Genomic DNA, 25,894 nt, shown 5'->3' with positions numbered 1-25,894 from the left:
TTAGTCATACCTTATTGCATCTACTGGGTGCATGTTTGCTGCCTGCTTTGCTGGGAAATATCCTGATGCTGAGCCTATCAGGAATGAGAACAGCAATGCCCCTATTATCATTATCGGAGAGAAGTATGGTTTTAGGTATGTTATGCCCCATGCATTTCTTATAAGCATCTCGACCCCCTTGGCCATCATCAGCCCGAGGATTATGCCTATCGCTCCTCCCACAAGCCCCAGGAGCCCTGATTCGACGAGGAATATTTTTTTGATATCCTCATTTCTTGCTCCTATGGCTTTCATTATGCCTATTTCGCTTGTCCTTTCCAGGACTGCTGTGTACATCGTGTTCATTATGCCTATGCCGCCGACAATCAGTGATATGGCTGCAATCCCGATGAGGACTGCCTGCACTGCCCCGAGTATTGTGTTGAATGTTGCTATTAGGTCTTCTATTGTCGCTACCTGGAAGCTCTCTTCCCCTATCTCTTCTCCCCTGTCTTTTCTCATCTTTCTCTCTATCTCTTTTGCGATCGCTCCGGGGCTCTCTCCTGGTTCTACCTGTGCGATCAGATAATCCACTTGGTCATCCAGATCATAGATTACATTGTATTCATCTTTCGGTATGTAGATGTTTGTGTCATCCTGCGGGTTCCCTATCTGGCTTGCAATCCCGACAACTTCCCATTCCTTCCCTTGTATCCTGAGCTTGTCCCCGACCATGACTTGGTCCTCGAACACTTTCTTGAACCTGTAGTTGTAGCCTATCGCTATCTTCCCTGTATCGCTGTCCTTGAGCATCCTTCCTTCTTCTGCATCTATGTCAAAGTTGCCGATGAACAGGTCGAATTCATCCTTTTCCATGGGAAGCCCCATTGTCCAGGCATAATACACCTCATCCTCGAACTCAATTGCATCTATCCTGAATGCCATGCCTGACGCAAGTTTCACTCCTTTTATCTTCTCGATGAGATCCACATCATCCTCGCTCAATGAGCCGGATATTGTATCGCTTCCAGGGGCTCCGAACATCCCGCCCGGCTGCACTGTGATCTTGTCTATGCCGAGGAGCTCGAACTGTTCGTATATGGCTTTGTTCATTCCTTGGCCCAGTGAGACAAGCGCCACTACTGCAGCTATCCCGATGAAGATGCCTATCATGGTGAGCCAGCTTCTTGTCCTGCGCTTGGTGATGTTCTTGCATCCTATGGCGAGATAATCCCACATCTTGTTCCTCATTCGCTCTTTTTCTTTTTCCCGTTCAGGCATTTCTTTTTCTTGCAGTACCTGTATGCGAATATCCCCACAACAACTATCACTATTATTATGAGGAATCCCACAATAGGGCTGCTTTGCCTTAGCCCGTATTCCTTGACTTCTCCTGAGCCGTACATGTCCACTGCCAGCATGACCTCATCGAAGAACTCGTTGTTGTTGCTGTCCCTGTATTTGAGCTCCAGTGGCAGGACTAGCATATCATCTTTGATGTCCTTCACGAAGATATCCAGGGATACTGTCTCATAGTCATCTGAATCCACTTTTCCTATATAGATGGAATCAGGGCCGAAGAGCTCGAAGTCTTCTGATGGCCTGACGATCATGTTCATGAACTTGAGGTCATTTGTGCCCATGTTCACTATCTTGACAAGCACTTCTCCTCTCTCGCCTTCCCCATATATTGTCTGTCCATCGACAACCATTGTCATCTCAGGCTCATCTCCCACGCTTATGCCTATGATGTCATTCTTTGTGTATTCCTTTTCCAGCTCGTCATAGTACTTCAGCTGTATGGGGATCTTGTAGACTCTTGATTCTGCATCAGGGTAGGCTATTATCTCATACTCGAATATCGCTGTTTCTCCTGGATTGACATATCTTATCCTCTTCTCTGTTGCTGAGTTCACTGGCGCGAACGGGAGCAGGTCGCTGTATGCTGCATTGCCTGTTTCGCCGGTAGCCATAGTCACAGTCGAGAGTGCGAGGTCCAGCTTCAGTGTGACATCCTTGATCACTGAGTCAGCCAGGTTCTTCACATGTATCTTAATGTTTGCTGTCTTTCCTGGCACCAGGTTTTGCGGGTATGTCTCGATTTTCTCGATGCTCAGGCTTGCGTCTCTGGTCTGGACTGCGACAGCGAATTCTTCTTCTATCCATTCATAGCTTCCCCACCTGTATCTCAGCCTTATCTCATTGTCTCCTTCAACTGCATCCTTGTCGACCCTCACTTTGTACTTCACTATCACTGCATCTCTCGTATTCTGTCCTGCAGTCAGTGATCCGATCCTCTGCACCGCTTCCTGGTTGGGGTCGAGGCTGAATGGGTATTCCGGGATAAGCTCGACTATCACATTATTTGCAGTCTCATCCCCATTGTTCTCGATCTTCCATCTCAGTTCCACATATTGTCCTGGTTCTGCTGGGTCAGGGTCCTGGTTGACGAATTTCTGCACTACCGGGGTTTCATCCCAGTCTGCCTTATCCCTCAGTTCCAGGTCTGTGCCTGCAGTCAGGGCGAGTGCTGATGCGATCAGCACCATCGAAATCATTGCATATACGAACAGTTTTTTCATTTTCTCACCTTTTTCTTTGATTTTGAGTTGTGTCCTCTGGCATGGTTTTTTCCTTTTGTTGTCGATATTATGGTTCCGTCCCTGAGGTATTCTATCCTCTCTGCATATTCTGCCAGTTCATCATCATGGGTGACCATGACTATGGTCTTGTTCTGTTTGTCATGTAGCTCTTCAAGGAAGCTGAGCACATTTTCTCCGCTTCTTGAGTCAAGGTTCCCTGTTGGTTCGTCCGCGAGTATGACATCAGGGTTATTGACGAGGGCTCTTGCTATTGCGACTCTTTGGTTCTGTCCCCCTGAGAGCTCCCCTGGCTTGTGGTCTGTCCTGTCTCCGAGTCCTACCATCTCGAGGAGCTTTGTGGCCTTCTTCACCCTTTCTTCTTTTGGTGTGCCCTGGAATGTCATCGGCAGCATCACATTCTCCAGTGCTGTGAGGGTCGATATCAGGTTGAATTTCTGGAATATGAATCCTATCTTCTTCCCCCTTATCTGTGCAAGGTCGCTCTCTTCCATCTCTGATATGTCATCGCCTTCGAGCAGCACAGTCCCTCTTGTCGGGACATCAAGCGCTCCGACAAGGTTCATTGCAGTGCTTTTTCCTGATCCGCTCGGCCCCTTTATTGCCACGAATTCTCCTGGCATCACCTTGAGGTTTATCCCTCTGAGCGCATGCACTTGGTTTTCCCCCATCGTGAATGTTTTCCAGACATTTTTCAGTTCTATTATGGGTTTTGTGTTCTTCATTTTAGTTGCCCCTTTGCCTTTATTATCCATTGCTCCTCTGCTTTCAGGTGTATCAGTGCCCTTTCGTGCAGCAGTCCGATGCCTTTGCCCTTATGGCAGCATCTGTCGATTGTCTCTTTCATCTTCTTGAGCTCTCCATGCCTGTGTTCCAAGGCGTTCTTCAGTTCTTTTGGGCTGATGATTTCTGAGAAGTACAGTGCAGCATTGAACTCTTCTTCCGGCATGCCCGGCCTCGAGAATGTCCTTATTATGGCGCTCTCCAGCTCTTCTTTCCCTTTTGGATTGATACTGTATATCAGTTTTGTTGGCCTGTTGCTCTCCACTTCCTTGAACCTTGTTATCAGGCCCTCTTTCTCAAGCTTTTTCATTGAGCTGTATAATGTCGAGAATGACAGGTCTATCATGTGGCCGTGTGCTTTCAGGGTCTTCTTGATGTCATACCCTGACATGGCTTGCCTGTTCAGGATCCCAAGCAGGATTAGTCTTGTCGTGTCCTCCTTCATGCCCGCAGCTCTTGATATGGTTATTTGATCTGTTATTTATATTCCATAATTGAATATATTATAATATACTATTTTAGCATAATATAATTTTTGCTAAAATATAATTATCAAAAATATTCCAAATAGGAATATTTAAATCTTTCTGTTTTAGATTGATTACAATATTGAAAATTATTATTTTAGACCATATATTTAAATCCATTCTGCTCAAGGCTTGCTTGATGCAAGATATTGTGATGCCAGATGGGAATGAGAAGGAATTCATCGCTATGGCCGGATTGCTCGGCTATGATTCGCTTACTTTCTTGTACCCGCAGGGCGCGAAGCCGCAGCCAGTCCATGACAAGGGCATATCCATCAGCACTGCAGTTCTTGCAGGGAATCCCTCAAGGGATCAGAGGATGCAGTTCATCGGTTCAGCTGAGCCGAATCGCATGTTCCTTGAGAAGTTCCGCCACCTAAATTTCTTCGACTTCGAGGCGAGCCCTAATAAGGATTTCATCCATCACAGGAACTGCGGCCTTAACCATGTCTTGGCAAAGCTCCTTCACGACCGAGAGCATGCTGTCTGGATATCATTGCATGGCCTGATCTCATCGAACCCGATTTTTGCAGCGAGGAAGATCGGCAGGATAATGATGATATCAAGGCTTGCCAGGAAATATAGGTTCAGGATGGGATTGGCATCATTTGCCAGAACGCCGTATGGCATGAGGAATCCCTCTGACCTATCTGCACTCTCAAGAATTCTGAAGATCGGCTGATCGCTGTTCACTCTTTCAGTCGGTCAGTGCAGGTTCTATCTCCTCCAGCGAGGTGAACTCGATGCACTTTATTGTCTTGATGTCCTGTGTTAATGCTTTTGCCACCCTATGATATCCATCCAGTACCCTGAATCCGATTCTGGCATCATTCAGTGTATAGATGGGGTAGTTTAAGTCGCACAATTCCATCCTTATCTTATGTAATCCATATGGATGTTCAAGCCATTGTCTCAATGTCAGGTTAGTCTGCGCGATATGGATATTAGTGGGGATATCTTTAACTTTCATGGTTTTGATATCTTTTCTTGAAGAAAGATCATTTAGTATGTTCAGATCATACTTGAATTCTTTCCTTATGCCGTCTTCAATATGTTTGATAGTAACTGTATCAGGCAGTTTACTTTTATCATTCAGGTTGTTTATTCTGTGTTTGTTTGGCAAGCTTGATTCTCCTAGTTCATCTAGGCTGAATCCATTTCTTAGATGTGTGTTGGACGTCATATACCCTGGCTTTTGAGTGAGTGCAATTAATGGTCTCATTGTATTTGTATATTCTAAAACCATCCGCCGTTGCCATGGCTGTCAGAGTATCTGTTCAAATGGTCAACATCAGGCTGGGAGTTGTGTGAATGTGATCCTGTTATGTTTGCCGAATCGCATCCCTGCAGCATGTCAAGAGAGAGCATATTCTGGTGGGCATATGTGTCTTCGAGCTTCCACTCATTGTAGTGGGTATTGCCTGCTGTAACCTCTGGCTGGGTGATTAGTCCGATCCCAATCACGACCATCACTTTTCCTATCTTCACTATTGTCTCTTTAGGGACCCTTCCATCCTCATCTTTGAGGAATGCGCATAGTTTTTTATGTATCTTTGGGAAATCTGTCATGTCCTCACTAAGCCTCATGCTTATTTAAATCTTTTCCTTTGTATTCAGTGTCCAGCCATCCAATGAATATCTCTGATGCCTTTTTGTCATTTGCCAGCTTATCGAAGATGTAATCAAGCTGTGCCATCTGTATCTTGCATTTGTCTGATGCTGTGATCTTGCCTATGAGTGTGTTGTCCTTTGCATACAGGAGCACAGGGCATATCCCGCAGTATGGTTTGTATGCGCACGTGTCGCAGAACTTTGTGTCAGTCAGTGATGCGGATATCAGTGATGCTGTGGTTTTTGCCTTGATTATTCCATCATATGCATCTTTTTTTACATTCCCTATCCTGAACAGTGGCTCTGATATCATCCTTCCCTCGTCGCATGAATATATGTCCCCGTTGATCCCGTATGACATCATTCCTATGACTGCGCCGCACGGGCTTCTTATATCAAGGTAATTGGGGTCTGAGTTTGTGAAGATTTTCTTAAGGAATATCATCACGATCCTTTCCGTCATGAGTGTTCCCTTTTTGTTGAGTTCGAGGATATAATCCATGCCTTTTTTCCAGAACTCTATGAATTCCTCTGCACTGTACCCGACATCTTCCCAGACTCGGGCTGCATATCCGAGCTTGTTGACATTCCTCAGATGTATGCTTTTTTTCCCCTGTTTGACATACTCGTCAATTATCCCTTTTGGGTCATTCAGTGATTTCCGTGTGACTGTTGTGAGAGCACCCGGCTTGAAGCCTTTTTCTGTCAGCCTTTTCATGCCCTGGGTGGTCCTCTCATAGCTGCTCTCTGCAATCAGGCATCTTCTGTTGCAGTCATGTATCTCCTTCGGCCCGTCGAGGGATGTGCATATGTTGACATCATGCCTCTTGCAGTAGTCGATAATCCCATCATTGAGTGTATTGAGGTTTGACACTATTGAATATTCAATTTTTTTCCCTGCTTTTTTGTTCTTTTCTTCAGAATATTCTACGATGAACTTTATTGTTTCGAAGTTCATCAGCGTCTCCCCTCCTTGGAACTCGACATTCATCATCCTGGTAGGGCTCTGGAAAATGAAATCGACTGTCTTTTTTGCGATATCCCTATCCATATTGAGCTCTCGGCCTGCCTTTGCAGAGGCATGGCAGTAAGCGCACCGGTTGTTGCAGCTTTCTGTGACTACGAGTATATGCAGTGATGTGCCGTTGAACAGGAACTTGCTCTTCTGCCTGTAGTGGTCGGTTATCCTCTCGATATTACCCTCGTCGATAAGTATTCCTTTTTCATAGAGCGCTTTGTGTATATCTTCAGGTTCTTTCCCCACTCTCATGGCCCTGAAGTCCTTCTCTGTGAGCATCACCCATTGCCCGTGTTCTGTGGTCAGCAGGTATCTGTCGCCTATCTTCCTTGTCCTGTAGCTGTTTGGGATGCGCCCTGCTCTAGGATCCTGATGCGAGCGCATGGTTCCTGAATTCATTTTCCACCTTCATTATTGTTCCTTCATCTAGCCCTTCGCAGGGTTCGAATCTTATCATGATCCTGTCCTGCGTTTCTGTCATTGTGAATTTCCCGAATTGTGAGAAAGCGTCTATCGTCTCCTTTATGCTGTCCTTGCTGTAGAATCCTGTGTTCAGGGAGAAGATGATTTCATTGCTGCTCATTTTTTGCCTGTTCCTGCTTGCCGTAGAGGGCTCTGTGGACTATCATGTCCCTTATGCTTTTGTTCCTCTCTTGCTGGGCGTGGTATTCTGCGTAATTGACGAGCTCATTGCTGAATTCCAGTGCCGCTTTTTCAGGGTCGCTGCCGTCTTTCGGGATCAGCTCCACGCTTATCTCATCTTCAGGATTCCCGTCTATCAGGACATAATGCTTGTCGAGGAACACATAAGCTGCATTCAGAACAATATCCTTGTTGTATATCTGGGCATTCACCTTGATAATCGCTCTTCCTTTTTCCCTGTCCACAGTTATGTTTGTCCTGTTTGTTTCCATCATGTCACAGACCTCGCAAGTATTGTTTATATCATGGTTGCAATTATTATGATCATCACCCCGAGGAACATGAATGCTGCGAATGCCTGCATTTTCTTTATCCTCAGATGCCTGAATGGGAAACCTTTTGTCTTATATAATTTTCTCAGTTTCATCACATCATTCTCATCAAGCTTGTTTTTCTCATAATCTATGACGAATTCCCTGTTCTTGAGATGCTGATCGCTTATCTGGCATCTTTTGTATCCTTCTTTGTCCTTGTATATCGTCTCCGCAAGCACCATCCCGGCTTCGAGTTGGTCTATCCTGGCTTTTTTCGGCTGTGTCCCGCTGACTGTGAATCCTATTATAAGGAACAGTATGAGATATTTGAGCAGTCCGTAGAGGACATCCATGTTCATGCTGCTGAAGTCTGTGATTAGCCTGATTGCTGCTATTGCCCCGAATATTATGAGAGGATATTTTTTCTTGTCCTTGAATGCATATCCCAACGCAGCATAGGCAGCATATGTTGCTGCAAAATTAAGCATGAAACCTGGGCTCGCCCCAATCAATTTGAATATACCCTCCAATGCCCAAGATATGCTGAATATCCCGAGTATTGCTGTGGGCATTCTCTCCTTTGCATATCTGATGAGCATTTTTGCTGTTTCTTTGGGCTTTTTGAGGCTTTTGATAGTTGCTTTTAATGCTAGGAGTATGAATCCCACAGAGAATATTCCTGCCAGGAGATATATCCACCCATATTCATTGTGCAGCGGATAGGTGTTTGCAGGAACAAGCGCTGTATATGCTATGAACAGTTTTGCATCTCCTGCGCCCCAGTATCCTAGATACCATATCATGAATGACATGGCCGCGCCTGTTGTCAGATAGATTGCTGTTGTGGTAAAATCTGTCAGGATATGGCTGAAGGCGAGGATCAGATAGATGGCTGCAGCATAGATGAGTGCCCAGACGATATGTTTGTTGAGTATCTTTTTGTATTTATGGTCTGTGTAAGTGGTTATGGCTCCAAGATAGATTATGCATGGTATGAAAAGTCCGATATCCCCCATTTTTTCCCTTTTTTTCGGTACCCGCCTGTCTATATAAAGATTTGCCGGATTTGATGTTTTCTTAACGAAATATTTATAAAGCTGTTTTTAAATGTCCTGATATGGGGTAGATGAATAGTGCACTTGAAAAAAAGAGGCTTTTTGTTAGTTTTTCTGCTTGTTAGCTTGGCTTCTCTTCCTGATATTCTCGGAGCGGATCTTATCCAGTGCAAGAATGAGGCCCCCATGGCTGTGACAGATATTATAGTGAAAAATCAGATTTTCAATAGGTATGAGGACCTTGGTGTTTTCTTCGGAGGCGGATCTTATTCTTGTCCTGCTGGATATTTTGCTGCAGGTGAGGCCTGTATACCACACGGTGATGAAGGCGCCGAGGATGAACACGCCCACTGCAACCGTCTTTGCATCAAGAAAGAGCTTATTACGGATCCGGATAGTCAGGTCATAACAGACCTCTCACTCTCTAACACCGCTTCTGGAGGCATAAGAATTTTCCAGGGCCAGGATAAGTATATTCATTTTAAGAAGAAAAAATATAGCGAGGCGATTGTTGCTACCGAGGATACTGATAAGCCCATAAATGATATCATTATGGTGTACACTGATGACAATAATTTTGAATGCAATAATTTGGAAGATGCCATGGCACCTATGGGTGAAGATTATGAGAATGCCGAAGGAAGTCATGTTTTTCGCATAATAAGGATAAATAGCGGGCTTAGATATCTTTTCCTGTGTTACATGACCTATGATTATCTTGAGGCTTACTGCAATATTGATTACTGCAAAGAGCCCCAATGTAAAGGCATCAGCGATGAGGATGATGATCCGCAGGGTTGGTTAGACCCTAATAAAGATGATGGGATTGCCGAGATTAATCTTGTCCTTGTCCCTGATGATGAGGATAGGGATGAGGTTTTCTGCAAAATTGCCTCTCAGACTTTTTCCTCATACAAGATGGATGAGATTGTCAACCAGAAATCATATAACGAATTCCTGGGTGAGAAGACAGTTCCGTCGACTCTTTACTTGACAACTGGCATCAAGAATGAGGATATAATAAGATATGATGGACCTTTTTATGACTGCATATCGGAGGAGGGTGAGCTTTTCCTTGAAATGACTGTCACGAATGACCAGCCCAGGGATGGGCATAATTATCTCAGGCAGTCTTTGGCTGAGATTGATTTCGATACAATGCATGATGCCTGCATAGCAGGCTCCCAGTACTGGTGTGATCCTGGTGCTAATTGTCATGAGGATAATTGGGATCCGGGTGAGATGCCTGACATTTGTCGATATAATGATTACTGTTCAGAGAAGGCCATGGGTTGGTGGTTCTACAATGGTTCTTATTACGACAGCAGCTGTAACAATCCAGATGCTCCGACTTACAAGGTTTATACTTATTCTTGTCCTAATGGCTGTTATGGCGACGAGGGCCTTGATAGGATAAATGTTGACCCTGATGGCTGCTCTGGTTTCTGCGAGTTCTTTGACAGGTACTCTGACGGGAATTTCAACTGGGCAGGTCCGGGCATTACTGTGAGCGATCCTGAATGCATGGTGGATGAGGAATGCTGTCCAGGAAATGATCCTGATTGCGATCTTGTCTGCAATGACTGCACAGGCAAGTGTGAAAAAGTGACAGACCCGGGCGAGGTCGGGGACCCATGCACTGAATGCACTGACTGCAAATCCAAGAGATGTGTCGCAACCGCAGGCGGCAGTTTCTGCGGATGTGCTGATTATGATGATTGTGAAGAATGTCTGGAAAAACCAGGATGTGCTGAACATCTTGGCGGCGGCGATATCTGTTCTATTATCGGCAAGTGTGTCTTTGATGATTCAGGCGGGCCGAGGGGTTATGGGTATGATTGCAATGCACCTGCAGATTGCTTGTCAGGGTTGTGCAAGGATGGAAAATGCCGCTGTACAAATGATGGTGATTGTTCAAATGCATACTCAGGTCACTGGTGCAACACTACATCAAACCTTTGTGGCTGTCAGGATGATGATGATTGTGAAGAGGAGGATTATTGTGATGATGGCCAATGTGAATATTTTGATCCAGGTGGAAGTTCCCCTATGTCCATTGATAAAACGCCGATTATAATAACATCTCCCCCGAAGTCAGATATAAGAGATTTCATCTCAAGGTTCGCATCAGCATCCTCGAATCTCATCACAGGTTTCTCTGTGCGCCTCTCTTCCATCAGTATGCCGCAGTTTTTCTCAGGGGGTGATGCTCAGGATTATTCCCCTGATGATGGCCATGGCATGTCTTCAATAACAGGCCATGCTGTCTCTGACCACATGGCTGCGAAAGGTGGCGGGTATCCATATTGCTGCGGTGATGATGTCTATCCTTTCTACTATGATAGCGATGATGGCAGTGATAGCGATGGTGACTGCGGCTTCCACACAGTTGCATCATTCTGCGATACAGAAAACAGCAATAAGGTAACGAATTCGAATTCCAGCACCGCCGGGGATATCTTCACTTTTGTGTGCATTGATACTGATAATGAGTTCCTTTCGAGAGGTTCATCTTTTGTGGAATGTGAGAGGTCCAGGTGGTTCGAGACCATCGCAGATTCTGAGGAGATGAATCACATATTAGAGGATATTGATGCTGATGCTGAGCTTGGTCCACACCAGTATCTCTGTTATCTGCCTACAGGTGACACATCCCAGATTAACGGCACAATCTCTGAATGCCAGGGCAATCAGAGCTATAGCTATGACCAGGCAGGGATGGGGAGGGATACTCCTGCTTATGTGGGATCGACGCAGAATCTCAGGGAGGACAATTCCACAGGCATAGTGGAATGCTGGTATTGTGCCTCCGATGCGATGTGGTATGATGACATTGATTTCCTCGGTGACGAGCCTGCCTGCAACAGCCATGGTGATGGCTGGACAGGCCAGCATTGTTGCGGCGAGCCATGCGATGATAATGAGGTCTATAATGATGACATAAATGACTGGTTTGACTGGGGTGAGGCCTTTGATGAGGAAGACCTCGACCCGAACAATCCTGATGATGAGGAGGACATCCGCTTTTTCATCGAGGACACCCTGTATGCAGATGACAAGGCTGTCGGCTGCTGGGATTCCACAAAGGTGAACCATGATGAATCAGTTGTCTGCACTGCGAGCGATGATGGCGAGGAGATTGAGAGCGAGATCAGGGAGGTCATCAACCTCAATGGCAGCTTCTATGGCTGCGCAATAGGCAATGATTACATAAGGTCAGGTTATAATGATAATCCCTATTCAAAGCCCCCTTTCAGCTATCACACAGAGGCGAAGGACCCGAACAAGCCTTATAATGGTTCTTTCACCGAGCTGATTGATTTCTTCGGCCATGAGTTTGACGAGTCATTCGGCTGTAACCTGAGCGGTGAGCTTGTGGACAGGAATGATGATCTTCTTGATGTCAAGGATTCCCTCAGCAGCGGTTATCTTGTCGAGGACAAGCCTTACTGCGAGAAGATGGGGCAGTGGTACTGCTCTTATCAGGAGATATGGAAGACCCATGATGATCTTAACAAGACACTGAAATTCATTGCATGGATACCTGAGGAGGAGCCACATCAGAGGGCTGAGTGCTGCGCCCAGATGGAGTGCTGGAACGGCTCAATGTGTGTCAGGAACATGAAATATAATCAGGACCTGCCCCAGCATGGATACAGGTGCATTAATGGCAACTGGACTACTTCTGAGCCAAAATACACCTGGGATTACAAGCTGGAGGGATATTGTCCTGATCCCACACAGTGCCTTGTCTTGCCTGACATGGACAATGCCCAGTTCGAGGATTTGTCTGTTCTCGCATATTATAATGGGTCAAAGACCCCTTCCTGCCTTAATGATACATCTTATGTATATGACATAATCCATGGCACTGAGAAGGATTACGTCTGCGAGAAGGGGAACTGGACAACCAGGACAAAGTATGTGGCTCTGTCGATGCTTGATGCTCTCGGGGGTTATTCTTCGAAGCCCTTTACGCTCTACTGTGATGATTATGACATGGCCGTAAATTTTTATCTTTATGGTGTCCTTGACAAGCCCATCTGGGCTGATTATTATTTCAGCTCGAGTTCAGGCTGCCGTTATGCGACAACCGATGTCCCCTGCGCAAACAGGGTCTGCATCCTGAAATACGGGTTCAATGAGAAGGAGGAGCCGGGCGAGCAGGCCAGCAAGGTGATGTTCGGCACCAGCCTGAATGGTGTTCTTGAGAATTCCTCAGAGTGGTTCACTGATGTCTTCAATATAGCCAACACGAGCTGCTCTGGCACAGGGGAGTCATTCAATAAGTGCGGGAGCTATTCCAGCAACGGGGTGGCTGATGTGTGGTATAATGGGGAGTATCAGCTCATACTTGCATCAAAGGATGGAGCGAGCCCGGGCAGTGTTGATTTCTGGGACATCTTCAAGTCCACGATCAAGAGGCTGTGGTTTGATCTGATAAGGATTGTTGTGCCTAAGGACCCCATGCTCGGCACTTCGCTGGAGAAGGGGTTCCTGAACATGACAAAGGATTTTGACAAGATTTACATGGCATATAATCCGGATGGTGTCAGGATAATGGCTGTTTATGAGACTGTCTATGATCGTTTTTCTCTGGAGGATCCTGACCAGTGGATGGACAGGACTTTCATAATCATGGAAGTCCACGGCACAGAGGTCAATCTCTGCGATTCATTGAACATCACGCAGCCCTTCTCATGTGAGAAGAAGAACAATGCGTATTACATCTCTTCTATGGACGAGAATAATCTGTTCTCTTACTGGTATGAACTCACAAACAAGCTGAGGCCTGAATATGGTAAAGAAGATGACTACACGACAGAGTAGGACCCGTAAGGCCCAGATAACTCTTTTCATTGTGTTGGGTATTGTTGTTGTCATAGCATTCTCGCTCATTTTCTTCATAAAGAGCCGCGGCACCGGTCTCGGGGAGCAGCAGAGCGATATCCTCGCTTCAGGCACACAGCTGGCTTCGTTGAAATATTATGTGGATTCATGCCTGTCTAAGGCAAGCCAGGAAGCGCTCGACATGGTCAGCAGGGGAGGCTTCATCCACAGCGTGGAAGGCTCTCTTGTCGACTGGGATATCCCATACCTTATGTTCGACAACAGGTCAATAGCATATCAGGTTTACAGCCCGAGCGCTTATCTTGTCTCCTCACCTCCTTATTACCCATGTTATGCCCACAGCAGTGTTCCGGCGTGGACAGGCGAGCAGTGCTTCAGGTCTTATGATCATACCATGGACCAGTATCTTTTCGGTTCCAAGGGCGAGCCCCAGAAGTCTGTTTTCCCTGAGATGTGCAAGTTCAGCAATCTCACAGGCCTTGATTATGACTGCCGCTGCATCAAGTGCGATGGCTATTCCATCCAGGAGCAGATGGAGCATTATGTCCTGAACAGGACGCAGTCGTGCATAAACTTCTCTTACTTTTCCGAGTCGCTGGGCTATGACATCTCGCCAGGAATAATGAATGTCAAGGTGTCTTTCGGCCATAAGGATGTGCTTTTCAGGTTGATTTTCCCGCTGAGGGTCGAGATGGAAGGCAAGGAGGCTGAGCTGCGGGAGTTCACCGCCGATGAGGATGTGAGGCTTTTCCACATCTTCCAGGATCTGGTCAGGCCGGCAGTCGATGCTGAGATCAATGATGTCACTTATGATATCCGGAACGGCATCCTTGATATGGCCAATGAGAAGGAGATTAATGGCATTTCTGTGATGAAATTTGTGGATCCGGAGACGCTTGATTCAATAATAATAATCAATGATTCGTTCTCGAGATTCAGGGGTGATGTCTATCAGTTCAGCTTTGCTGTCAGGAACAGGCCTCCGGCGCTGGATTATTTCACAAAGAAGGAGGCTAATCCTGATCCCAAGAATTATGATGTATATGTTGCCCAGGATGAGCCGATAATCCTGGCGCCGCTGGCTTTTGATCCTGATGACGACGAAATAAGATATTCATATACCGGCTGGCTTGATGCTGTCTGGGAGAGTTCAGTCCTCTACGCTAACAGCGGTGAGAATTGCAGGAACCCGGTCACTGGCGTCATCGACAAGTCAAGATGCGCTTCATACGTCCCCACAGGGAGCGACATCGGCCCCCATGAGGTCACGATAACAGTGACAGATGCTGCCGGCAACAGGGATTTCCAGAATGTAAGGATTTTTGTCGACGACAAGCCGAGGCTGAATGTGAAGGGCTCTAATCTCTATGCTGATATCAATGATAATTATGCCTCTCCTGAGGATCCTTATCTCTTCAATGCAAGCAACACTGCCGACACCTATGCGAAAGGTGCCCTTGAATTCTCTTGGATGGACATAACCCAGCCGTTCACCATTGACTGGAGCACTGTGGAGGAGCAGTTCATCCCATGGACAATCAACGAGGTCGGCGGTCTCAGGAACTATTACACATCGTATCATGGTATAGATTATAATTTTTTTTTTTCGCCCGTCAAGAATCACACGATCATTGCAAGGGCGAGGGACACCGGAGCCCCTTCTGTGATCGGCGAGCAGAGGCTTAATCTGGAAGTTATGGAATGTCTTCCTCACAGGAGCACTTCTCCTTCTTATCCATTCAACAATCTTGCTTTCTTATCATATTCTAATCAGCCGAATCCTTATCAGGCGAATCATACCTGCTGTGAGGATGATTTCACCCTTTCTGATGATTCGAAGCTCTGCTTTGAGCTTGTCGACTATGGTTGTCGGATAAAGGATCCTGTAAAAAACCAGGGTTGGGCAAACCATGATCCCCTGCCTGACCAGAACAGGCCTCCCCCATCAGGTCCAGAAAATGCAGTCTACAAGAGGACCTTTACAAGGGAATGTGATGGTACTCGGGGCAACACCTGCACTGGAGATGTTGTTGAGGATTTTGTATTGATTGAGGAATGCGCTGATGAGCCCGGCCAGCATCCGTTATGCAATCGTTGCACTTATGGTGTTGATCACTGTGTGAACACTTCTCTGTCTGATAATGTTGAATGTGGTTCACAATTGAAATGCTCTTCAGGCCCTAATGGGGTTTACAGCAATGGAGGGTCATATCTGTGCAAAGGATCATGCAGGGGCAACGGGAAATGCAATTATGCCTATGTCTGCCAGCCGGAGTGTGCCAATGGTTGTGATTGGAATCCTGATCCAAGCGTGAGAGATTATTGTAATACATAAGCCTTAAAAAGCTATTATTGAATGGTTTAAGACTTTCTGCCTGTTTTTCTCTGATCATGTCAAAATCAAAACCTTTTTAAATAGCCTTTAGCTTTATTTTCATATTTGATGGCCTTGCCGGCCAATATGGTGAATAGATGAAAAAGAGGTATTTGATAGTTCTTATAGTACTTATGTTACTTTTTAATCTGCTCATCTCTTATTCTCCTGTTGAGGCCCAGTCATTGAGGGGCTGTTGTTTCAAGCAGACCTCTTCGCTTTTCTGCAAGACTGTCCCTGATCATATAACTTATGAGCAATGCTGTCCTGGCGGCTCATGCACCCCTGAGCAGTATGATCCTGACAGCCCATGCGATCAGACTGAGATCTGCAATCAGATAGGCTGCTGCGTTGATTCATGCAAAACAGAGACCCACAGCGACTGTCCCCCTCCCAATGGTTTTGTCTACTATGACGAGGATTCTTTTTCATGTTCTATGATTGATATCGTTCCTAATCCCTGCACAACTGGCTGCTGTGCCTATGTCGCCCAGAATCAGGTGCAGGATTGCCGTGATTCGATAAACAGGAATAATTGCATCATTGTCCCCCCGAGCCCTTTTGATGGCACGATATTTTTTCCTAATGAGGCCTGTGTTGATGTCTGCGATATAGGCGCTCCTGCTGCCACAGGAAACCTGACAGGCCACATGTTCGGTCCTGGCAATTCGGTGATCACGGCCACGAATAGGGAAGTGAGGATTGCTGACAAGGCGGCTATACCCAGCTCAAGCACCGGTGCTTTCAGCATTCCAAGAATACCTGTCGGCCAGCATGAGGTCACTGCATATGCCCAGGGTTATGCCCCTGTATCCAGTACAGTCACCATCTCGCAGAATGCCGCTGCTGATGTCACTTTGGTTTTGACGATTGCGACAGATATGGGCATAGTCTTCGGTAATGTCACTGATTTCGAGACAGGTATGCCTGTTGGCGCCACTATTTTTACAGAAGGTCTTCCCAATGCCTATACTGGGGGGAATGGACAGTATGTCATCACGAATGTTCAGCAGGGCCTTAAGGTATTCACTGCGACTGCTCCCGGATACAATAGCAATGTCCTGCAGAAGATGGTCATTGCAGGGATGCAGAATCAGCTGGATTTCCAGCTTGTCAGGACTCCGTCTTCTGAGCTTTGCGGCAACAGCGATATTGATGATGGCGAGGAGTGCGATCCGACTTATCTCAATGGCGCCCCGTGTGAAGGTTACTGCATTGAGGGCCAGTGCAGGTGCGCGCAGACTTGTCTTGACATGCTTGGCCAGTGCTGTGTCTTCGGCTATCAGTGCAGCGGTGCAGGTGGTGAGTATTATGGCCTGCCGCTTGACTGCCAGAATGTGCAGTATCAGGGCTCTGATTTCGGCTGCTGTGACGTGCCTTGCGAGCCGATACCTCCATGCCTTAACGGCAATGCCACGAATCTTCCTGTCTCGAGGACGAACATTTCCGGTCTGAGCGGCCCATACTGCTATTGCGGCGACGAGTACATAAATGTGAACACTGCAGCAGGCTATTGCTGCGGCGCGAATTACCAGACCCAGATGTGTGTTGCCGGTGGCTTGTTCAGGGGTTATGTGCTTAACAGCTCAGGGTCGCCGATAGAGGAGGCTTATGTCAAGCTTTATGGCAGTTATGAGTTTTCAACTTATACAAATGTTGAAGGCTATTTCACGATAGGCGGCGTAAGCCCGGGGGAGTATGATGTTGTCATCAAGAAGCATCTTTTTGAGAATATTAACCAGTCAGTAAACATCATTTCGAATCAGGTCACTGAGAGGAATTTCACGATGGTGCCTGTGAACACAAGCTGCATGTTCGGCATCCCCCCTCCTCAGCTTGGGGTGCACTGGACCAGGGGTGAGGAGCTTCTGGAATTCACCTGGAACCAGTCATGTCCTGAGAATGTCAAGGAGTTCTATCTTTTCAAGGATGGCCTCCCTCTGACCAGGCTCACAAAAGAGAAGAGAAATTATATTGATTATGATGTGCATTGGGATATCCCTTACTCTTATTTCCTTGTTGTCTTCAGCCATAATATGGATGTTAATGAGAGCAACAGGATAGGTGCCAGCCCCGGAGATCATCAGTGTGAGGATATGCTTGAGGAGACAGAGTTCTGCATGGATGACATCGAGGAGCCGCAGCCTGGCGCAGAGCTCAAGTACATCCGTGCTCGCTGCAATGAGATGAACCAGATGGCTGCCTGGAATGGCACTAACTTCTCTTCTGGCGGGGATTGCAGGGAGATGCTTGGGAGCAATGATGCTTTCTGTCTTGAGCTTGATAATTTGACCTGGTGCGAGATGGCTTTCGGTTATTGCGAGAACCTCGGCGAGTACTATAATCTCTTCGGATTGTATTATGATCTTGAGTATGACAGCCTGACCTGTGAATACAATAATTCGGCAAATCCGCCGGAGCACATGTACTGCTATTATGATGTCTCGCAGACATCTGTTGATGCCTGCATGGATTGCAGGATGCCGCATTCATGCTATGATTACAGGTCTGAATATGCATGCACAACCAATAATTGTGTGGCTGGCAACGGGAAAGGGTGTGAATGGGCCCAGTTTGTGGATTATTTCGGTGAGTTGGGCAAAGGCATCTGTTATGAGCCGGGTTATGATGGCAATAAGTGCGGGCTTTGCGGTCCTGATAAGCCTCCTTTTGAGAACACACATTGCACTCCAGGGGTATGTTCATTGCTCGGCAAGTGCTATTCCAATGAGGACGAGACCCAATGCTATTCATGTGATTCGACCAAGCAGTGTGAGCAGTATTCTGACAGGATTGCCTGTGAGGGCCTCGGTATGCAGGGTTTTGATGTGCCTGATCCTGTATGCAGGACAAGCCCGGAGAACATCCTCAGTGATGATGCATGCGGGCTTGGCAGGTGCAGGTGGATAATAGGCACTACCGGAGAAGGCATTTGCGTGAAGGACGGCAATGACCTTGATGGCAGGGATTGTGTTGCCGATGATACTCCTGAAGGCATCGCTTGCCGTGATGACCAGACTCCTCCTGCGACCATCCTGACAAATATGCCGATGTTCATCATCTCTACCGGCACCACCTTGGAGTTCTTGCCTGATGTCGATTCAGATAAGAGCTTTTATTGCATCAACGGGACAGGATTCCCTCCTTGCTGTCCTACAAATGAGATCGTTATGGATTGTGCCAATTCATCTGATCCTTCTACCTGCAAGACTTCAATAAGCCTGCCTAACCTGGAATATCCGCTGGAGAATTTTGAGGGGGACATAGAGCTCAGGTTCTATTCAATAGACAAGCATAAGAATGTCGAGGACCTGAATATAAAATCTATTTTTGTCGATACTATAATTCCCGCTATTGATGTCACATACACTGTCATCAACAGTTCCGCAGATGAGTTCACTTCCAACCTGTCGATCGGGATTGAGGCATCCGAGCATGTCTACTGCACTGACCGGCTGAAGAAGGGTTCTGATGTCTGGCAGAATCTTTTCATAACAGAGGTTGATATTGATGAGCAATACGAGACTGTATATCCTGATATGCAGGATGGCACTTACACTTATTTCCTGAACTGCTCTGATGATTATGGTAATATCCGTGCGATTGAGCAGATACTGAAGATAGACCGTGTCCATCTGATATTTGACGAGTCTCCCAATAATGTGACCCTGCCAGTCCAGCCAGAAGTCAGGCTTTTCATGAAGACATACGGTGAGCAGGATTATTGCAGGTACATGCAGACAGCCCCCCAGCATGGTTCCTGGAAGAATTTCAATGGGGGCTTCGCGGGTCTTGGCATCTCTGATGGTGCAGGGCATTACTATTATGAGGAGACGCTCTATGATCTGGACAGCGGGACTTATGAGTTTGATGTCGAATGCAGGGATGGTGAGAACGGATTGGGCAGCCTCCTTGATGTCTCCAACCTGATTTTCACTGTTGATGGCCTGCCCCCTGTGACAGCTGTGTTTATGGAGGAGAATTCCTACAGGAATCTGCTGGATGAATCAAGGTTCTATAAGGAGCCTTCTGTTATTTTCAACTGTTCTGACACTGATCAGGGTCCGCCTCCCGAGTTCGGCTGCGCGCAGACCCTTTTCTGTTATGGAGAATCAAGGTGCGAGCCTTCCACTGCATATGCCAATCCTGTTTTTATCTCCCAGCCTTCAGGGGATTACACTCTTTGCTATCAGTCATTTGACCTTGCTGGTACAGCAGAGGAGGTCATCTGCAGATCCATGAAGATCGACAAGACCGGTCCGGATGTCACAGTCTATGAGATGCCGATAACAAGGAGCACCCAGCAGTGGGTCACCGGCTCATTCAACGATGAGAATATTGTGGATGTGTGGATAAAGGTCGAGGAGAGGCACGGCGTGAGGTCATTTTTTGCGCTCGCGGAGATCAATCATGACCTGATGGGTTTCAGGAAGCAGGCAGAGCTGTTCAATGGTGAGAACATAATCACGGCAACAGCGATTGATGCAGCCAATAACCGCGGCTTTGACCAGGCAATTGTCATACTTGATCAGGAAGGCCCGGATTTCAAGACGCCCGAGATAACGGACCATCGCAAGAAGAAGATTGCGGACAGCCCGACTCTCGGTGCAGAGTATGGTTATCCTGTTAATTTCTCTGTTTTTGTTTTTGATACCAATTATACACATGAGCTGAGGAACATCACCCTGATAATCCGGAATAGGAATTCCTCGGATCCTCCTATCGATGTTTCGATACCCATGGCGGAGATCAATGTCACATCAGGGATAATGGATGAAGGCATGTACAGCGTGGTTTACATGCCGGCTGAGCATGGTCTTATCCCGATAGGGGATTACAATGCCACTTTCTATGCTGAGGACAGGCTGGGGAATGCGAATTCTGTGATGCGGCATTTCTTTGTCAATGATACTTTAAGCGCGCTTGTGAACATAACCCACCCGCTCGATCAGATGCTGTATTCCCAGGAGGCTATGGATGTTCTCGGCACATATGTCGAGCCATCTATTGATCACTTGAATGTCATTGTCGTCGGCGAGAAGAACCTGTCGTCATACACAGCAGCCTATGATGCTTCAAGCTTCAATGCATCTGTGCTGCTTTATCCTGGGCCAAATCTTATACAGGCTAATGCAGTTGACATATTCAATAACTCAGGTTCTGATTATGTCATCATACTCAATGATCTTATCCCCCCGAATATCTCTGGCATGTCCATAACTGATACATACAATGGCAATGATCCTGACAGCGACTCTGTTCTGGAGTATGGCTTCCCGTTGTTCTTCAGGACAGAGGCCGAGGATTACAAATACACATACAATGTGACCAAGGTGGAGCTCAGGCTTATGTGCCAGGATCTGGCAGGTGAGCCTCAGGTCATAGTCGATACTCTTTACCCTGACACGCCGATTCTTACCTATGGCGGCGGCAATGTGTTCAATGGTACGATGTACATGCTCAATGAGACCCCTTACTTCAGCGTCTATTTCGATGATGAGGTCCATGTCTCAGATATGGTTTTGGAGGACTTCTGCATGAATTGTGTTGTCTCGACGACAGATGATTCCATGACTTACTTGGTGACACCATGGAAGTCTGATCCTGTAGAGCCAGGGTTCTATTCTCTTCTCATCACTGCAAGGAAGCTCCTGGCCAACGGCAGCTACGGCCCATTTGTGGATTTCTCTGTGCCTTTTGGTCTTGTTCCTTATTACCCTTCTGACCTGAACCTGAGCGAGGGCCAGTCATTGGTTTTCACCCAAAGGTTTGATTCTGGTTCAGTTGGGGATTATACTGTGTTGAATACCACTCAGGCCCCCGGTCAGTGCAGCTTCGACAGGACATTTGATATGGTCAAGACCCTGGAGGTCGGGCAGTACAGGAATAAGACTTATTATAGCTTCCTTTATGAGCCGGAGATTGTCGGGGGGAGGGCACTGCTCGGCTCGGCATGGTACAATGCAGTTTTCAGGGCATATGACCAGTTCGGGAATATGGGTGAGGAATATGTGCTGTTCAGGATAATCGACTCCATACCACCAAAGTTCAACATCACCGTCGATTCTGATTTTGTCAATTCTCTCGGCCAGACCAAGATCGGCAGGAACAGGGATTATTATGTGAATGTGCTTGCTGATAAGCCGTTGGACTCCATCAGCCTCTTCCAGTATTCTGTGTTCTCCCCGAAGACATCGTCTTTCACCACAAAGCATCTCACTCCGATATCCGGGTCAGGGAATAATTACACATTTGCCATGAGGGTCTACAACAACGAGTATTTTGACGGGCTTTCCGGTAACAACACAGAGTTCCTGATAAAGGCATTGAGTCAGGATGGGATTGAGGGTACAGAGGAGAGCATTGTCGATGGCCGGTATTTCGAGATTGACACAAAAGCGCCTGATATAATCCTGGAGCCCGATCTGGATGGTGAAGTTGTATATGAGGCCGTTGAGCAGAGGAGGATCACAGGGATAACAGAGCCTGTCGAGCCTAACAGCTTCATCAACCTGACCATGTCAGTTATCTCTGGCAGGATAAAGAGGCCTTCGGACATCCAGCATTATTCCTATGGTATACATACCGCAGGCCTCTCACTCCCCGTCGGCGCTTCCAATCTTTATGGCCATCATTCAGAGGGTTCGGCGTCAATTGTCGTGAATAATGATGTCACCTCAAAATTTGCTGAGGGGAACTATCTGGAATTCCACGATAACAATGACGCGTACAAGAGGCTCACCTATGAACGTTATGAGATTATGGATTCATCTTTCGATGAGGGGAATCAGATAACAACCCTGTTCATCTCGCCGGGTCTGGAATCCGGGATACCTGAAGGTGTTCTTGTGAAGGCGTATGCCGAGCCTTATCCTACCGGCTGGTTTGAGCACTATCTTGATTTGTTTGTCGGCAACAACACCATAGGGATGTATGCTGTTGATGAGCTCGGAAATCTGGGGAAGACCCTCAGGAGGACCATAATAAATGATATCACCCCTCCGGAGATATATCAGGTTCGGCCTTATGGCGGTTCTGTGATCAACGGCAAGCGCCTGAAACTGACGGCTAAGATAGAGGATTTGTTCTCTCCGGTCAAGATGTCATCGATCCAGCTTGTGCTGAACAACCAGACTTTCGGTTGCCAGAGCGGTCTGAAATGCAGGAGGATTGACGATAGGAAATTCGACATATCCTATGATCCGTCCAGGTGGGTGACCGATGTCTACAATGCGACACTGATTGCATATGATGTGGTGGGTAATCTCGGCGTCTATAATTGGATGTTTGAGATAGATCCGGATGTTCCCGACAATCCTGAGATTGTCTTGCTTAATGGCTCGCAGTTCCGTGATGTCTGGTATTCTGATGATGTCACCCCGACTTTCAGGGTCAAGTTCACGAACAGGACTTATGCTTCGATCGAGAGGATAGTGCTCGTGGATGAGCTTATAGGTGTTGTCTTCAGCAGGATCGATGACTGGACATTCTATGCGAATCCATGGAAGGAGAACCAGCTTTATGACAGTCTTTATCTTATGCGGATTGAGGCCCATGAGATTTTCAGCGACAATGAGGCTTCGCGCAACGGCGTTTATTTCCAGGAGTTTGTTGTGGATACTGTGGCGCCAGAGGTGTATCTTGACAATATCGGGAGGACTAACAGGATACAGAATTTCGGTGTGGATGGGGATTATTATGATTATTTCATGGACGAGAATGACAGGGTCCTTGTGCATGGGGATGTGGAGTCACGGAACGCCGCACTGAACGGCCCTTTCTTCAGGGCGATTACCAGTTTCATCGAGCAGTTCGAGCAGGGCACGAGGAGGATTTTTGCGACAGCATTCGACAAGGCCGGCAACAACAGGACAGCGTCGATCGATGTCGAGGTGGACACAGTCGCACCATCTGTCGAGATCACGAAGATAGAGCCGATGGACGGGAGTCTTGTGGTGGTTGAGGGTGATTCAGCAGAAGGCGGCCTGGTCAATTATACGCTTGATTATATCCCTGTCAGGATAAAGGGGATAGCAGATCTTAATACTGACCTGATTGTGAACATAACAAGCCCTGAAGGGACCGTGACATACATCAGCGAGATTGTCACAAACGTCTCTGCTGCGCACGCAGTATTTGTCCTTGACAATGTTCTGCTCCCATATTCCATTGATGATCTCAAGACACTCCATGTTGTTGATGCATTCTCGATAGATGATGCCGGTAACAAGGGGTCGCACAGGGCCAATGTCATCCTTGACAAGACAGGGCCTATCATCACTTTTGTGGCCCCAAGGCACAGCTTTGATCCTGCTCCGAGGATTACAGTGGAGACTGATGAGCCGGCCACATGCACTCTTGTGTACACTCCTCTGTCAGGTGCCGAGAAGACTGTCCATATGACAGCTTCATTTTCTAGGAAGCATTACTCACAGCTTGAGGAGCTCCCTTCAAATGAGAACAAGGAGACACCGACCCAGCTTAAGTTCATCTGTGTGGACCAGTTCGGCTATGAATCAGTGGATTATGACTATGTTGTGATTGATAAGAAGCCGCCAAGGATAGTCGGATGGGATCTTTCAGTCAATACAAAGGAGCTTGTGAACGATCTCCCCGGAGAGAAATATTTCATAATGTTCATGTATAACGAGACTGAGATGTCTGTTGTGGGATCAGAGCCTGTCAGATGCCGATATGACCGGGCAGATGTCCCTTTCAGTGAGATGAGGTTTGATTTCATGAACTTCGGCGCAGGATTCATGGCAGAGGACATCTCCAGGCCATTCCAGATGGTTGACAGGACCAATAATACATTCTATATCTCCTGCGAGGATCAGGCCGGTCTTGTTTCAGGCAACAAGAGGCTGGTTATATACCTTGATATTTTCTATCCGATACACATATATGATATCTCGCCGGAGAGGTATACGAACGATCTCACCCCGGAGATAAGCGGCATCACGAGGAGGGAGACCGTCTGCGGGATAGAGAGGGTCGATTATTCTAATGTGTTCGCTTTCATTTTTGATTATGTCAGCAAGATATTCACCGGGGCCGGGAGGATGGCAGCATCGTTCAGGAAGGATCATTACTATCATGAGACCCTTGTCTCCGGAGATTCATCGTCGCCGACGCAGGTGTCCCTGGAGGAGAACGCCACTTATTCTTTCAGGATGACATGCAGTGATCCGTCAGGCACTTTCGAGCCGGGTTCAAAGACAGTCACTTTTACTGTCGATACAAAAGTTGACAGCCCTATCATTTATTCACCACAGCAGGGCTTTGTGACCAATGAGACCTTGATATATGTGGAGGGTGCTGTCGAGAGGATGTCGCGCATAAACATCTATGTGAACAATCTCAGGCAGAATCCGGAGCCAATACCTGCAGAGGACGGGGCATTTTCTTATTGGGCTGTGCTCCAGCATGGCTCAAACGAGGTCAAGGTAGAGGTCATTGACAAAGCCTCCAACACAGCTTCATCTTTTGTCACAGGGGTATACAATAATATCGGCCCGACAGTGGAGTATATCGACCCTGACTACAGCAGCATTCTGCCTTATGTGGAGTACATATCCGGAAAGATTTATTCTGACATTGGTCTGGACATGCAGTCTGCCGAGGTCCAGTTGTTCAGGACAGGCTCTGCCCAGCCTTTATCTGGTCAGATTGTCGAGATGGATGATATCAGGTTCAGGTTTGTTCCTGATACGCCGTTGGATGAGGGGTTATACAGGCTTGTTGTTGTACCGAAGAACAATCTCGGCAGCAGGGGCCAGGGTTATCTTTCAATATTTGAGGTTGATGAGAACTCTGCCCAGCTTTTCCTGAGAAGCCCTTATGAAGGCGAGTGGCCTTACAGAGATTTGGTGATAACCAGTCCTGAGGTGCTGCTGGAAGGAGAGTTCTTCTCATATTACCGGCTGAATGACTCAAAGCTGTATATCGATGGCAAGAGGTCGGCCCTCAGCCTGGTCGACAATGAGTTCAGCGTGGTCAAGGTGCTCGAGCAGGAGAGCAAGAACACCATAAAGTTCTTTGCCGAGGACAGGTATGATCATCAGACCATGGTGGTCGGGCATGTTTTCAGGGATACAAAAGGGCCTAAGCTCATTTGTATAGGGTTTTACTGTGAATAGG

14 protein-coding genes are annotated in these 25,894 nt (G+C 47.0%); 4 read left to right on the top strand and 10 right to left on the bottom strand.

The window, feature by feature from the left end; genetic code table 11:
- From JW968_05475 to JW968_05460, 4 genes are read right to left on the bottom strand one after another with little or no spacing between them, the layout of a single operon-like run.
- Window positions 1-1,230: an ABC transporter permease gene (locus JW968_05475; protein MBN1386394.1), complete on the bottom strand. Its 1,230-nt coding sequence runs from the start codon at window positions 1,228-1,230 to the stop codon at window positions 1-3.
- Window positions 1,227-2,561, bottom strand: coding sequence for a COG1361 S-layer family protein (locus JW968_05470; GenBank protein ID MBN1386393.1), 1,335 nt, complete (start codon window positions 2,559-2,561; stop codon window positions 1,227-1,229). Before JW968_05470 ends, JW968_05475 begins: the two co-directional genes overlap by 4 nt.
- Window positions 2,558-3,304: an ABC transporter ATP-binding protein gene (locus JW968_05465; GenBank protein ID MBN1386392.1), complete on the bottom strand. Its 747-nt coding sequence runs from the start codon at window positions 3,302-3,304 to the stop codon at window positions 2,558-2,560. Before JW968_05465 ends, JW968_05470 begins: the two co-directional genes overlap by 4 nt.
- Window positions 3,301-3,807, bottom strand: coding sequence for a PadR family transcriptional regulator (locus tag JW968_05460; protein ID MBN1386391.1), 507 nt, complete (start codon window positions 3,805-3,807; stop codon window positions 3,301-3,303). The genes JW968_05465 and JW968_05460 overlap by 4 nt, the downstream gene beginning before the upstream one ends.
- A 221-nt stretch (window positions 3,808-4,028) precedes the next feature.
- Here JW968_05460 and JW968_05455 point away from each other — a divergent pair, with 221 nt between their 5' ends.
- Entirely contained in the window at window positions 4,029-4,571 is a 543-nt protein-coding gene (locus tag JW968_05455; GenBank protein MBN1386390.1) for a hypothetical protein, read from the top strand.
- A gap of 15 nt (window positions 4,572-4,586) precedes the next feature.
- On the opposite strand, the gene JW968_05450 is transcribed toward JW968_05455, so the two are convergent.
- The 6 genes from JW968_05450 to JW968_05425 are packed head-to-tail and all read right to left on the bottom strand — an operon-like array spanning window position 4,587 to window position 8,490.
- Entirely contained in the window at window positions 4,587-5,072 is a 486-nt protein-coding gene (locus tag JW968_05450) for a hypothetical protein (GenBank protein MBN1386389.1), read from the bottom strand.
- Window positions 5,073-5,125: 53 nt separating this feature from the next.
- Entirely contained in the window at window positions 5,126-5,458 is a 333-nt protein-coding gene (locus tag JW968_05445; protein MBN1386388.1) for a hypothetical protein, read from the bottom strand.
- A gap of 7 nt (window positions 5,459-5,465) precedes the next feature.
- Window positions 5,466-6,917 carry a His-Xaa-Ser system radical SAM maturase HxsB gene (gene hxsB, locus JW968_05440; protein ID MBN1386387.1) on the bottom strand — a complete coding sequence of 484 codons (1,452 nt, stop codon included), beginning with the start codon at window positions 6,915-6,917 and terminating at the stop codon, window positions 5,466-5,468.
- Window positions 6,880-7,101 (bottom strand): HxsD-like protein, encoded by a 222-nt coding sequence (locus JW968_05435; GenBank protein ID MBN1386386.1) that lies wholly within the window; start codon window positions 7,099-7,101, stop codon window positions 6,880-6,882. Before JW968_05435 ends, hxsB begins: the two co-directional genes overlap by 38 nt.
- Window positions 7,088-7,435, bottom strand: a complete 348-nt coding sequence (locus tag JW968_05430; GenBank protein ID MBN1386385.1) for a hypothetical protein — start codon at window positions 7,433-7,435, stop codon at window positions 7,088-7,090. The genes JW968_05435 and JW968_05430 overlap by 14 nt, the downstream gene beginning before the upstream one ends.
- Before the next feature lie 23 nt (window positions 7,436-7,458).
- On the bottom strand, window positions 7,459-8,490 hold the full coding sequence (locus JW968_05425) for a hypothetical protein (GenBank protein ID MBN1386384.1): 1,032 nt from the start codon (window positions 8,488-8,490) through the stop codon (window positions 7,459-7,461).
- Window positions 8,491-8,736: 246 nt separating this feature from the next.
- On the opposite strand from JW968_05425, the gene JW968_05420 reads away from it, so the two are divergent.
- The 3 genes from JW968_05420 (at window position 8,737) to JW968_05410 (ending at window position 25,893) form a co-directional block, all read left to right on the top strand.
- Entirely contained in the window at window positions 8,737-13,359 is a 4,623-nt protein-coding gene (locus tag JW968_05420) for a hypothetical protein (protein MBN1386383.1), read from the top strand.
- Window positions 13,328-15,715, top strand: a complete 2,388-nt coding sequence (locus JW968_05415) for a hypothetical protein (protein MBN1386382.1) — start codon at window positions 13,328-13,330, stop codon at window positions 15,713-15,715. Before JW968_05420 ends, JW968_05415 begins: the two co-directional genes overlap by 32 nt.
- Window positions 15,716-15,888: 173 nt before the next feature.
- Window positions 15,889-25,893, top strand: a complete 10,005-nt coding sequence (locus tag JW968_05410; GenBank protein ID MBN1386381.1) for a carboxypeptidase regulatory-like domain-containing protein — start codon at window positions 15,889-15,891, stop codon at window positions 25,891-25,893.
- Window position 25,894 lies beyond the last annotated feature (1 nt).

It is taken from the genome of Candidatus Woesearchaeota archaeon, assembly GCA_016928155.1.
In the GTDB taxonomy this organism is placed as follows: domain Archaea; phylum Nanobdellota; class Nanobdellia; order Woesearchaeales; family JAFGLG01; genus JAFGLG01.
The sequence above is the reverse complement of the archived record's forward strand: the minus strand, read 5'-3'. Positions and strand labels throughout refer to the sequence as shown.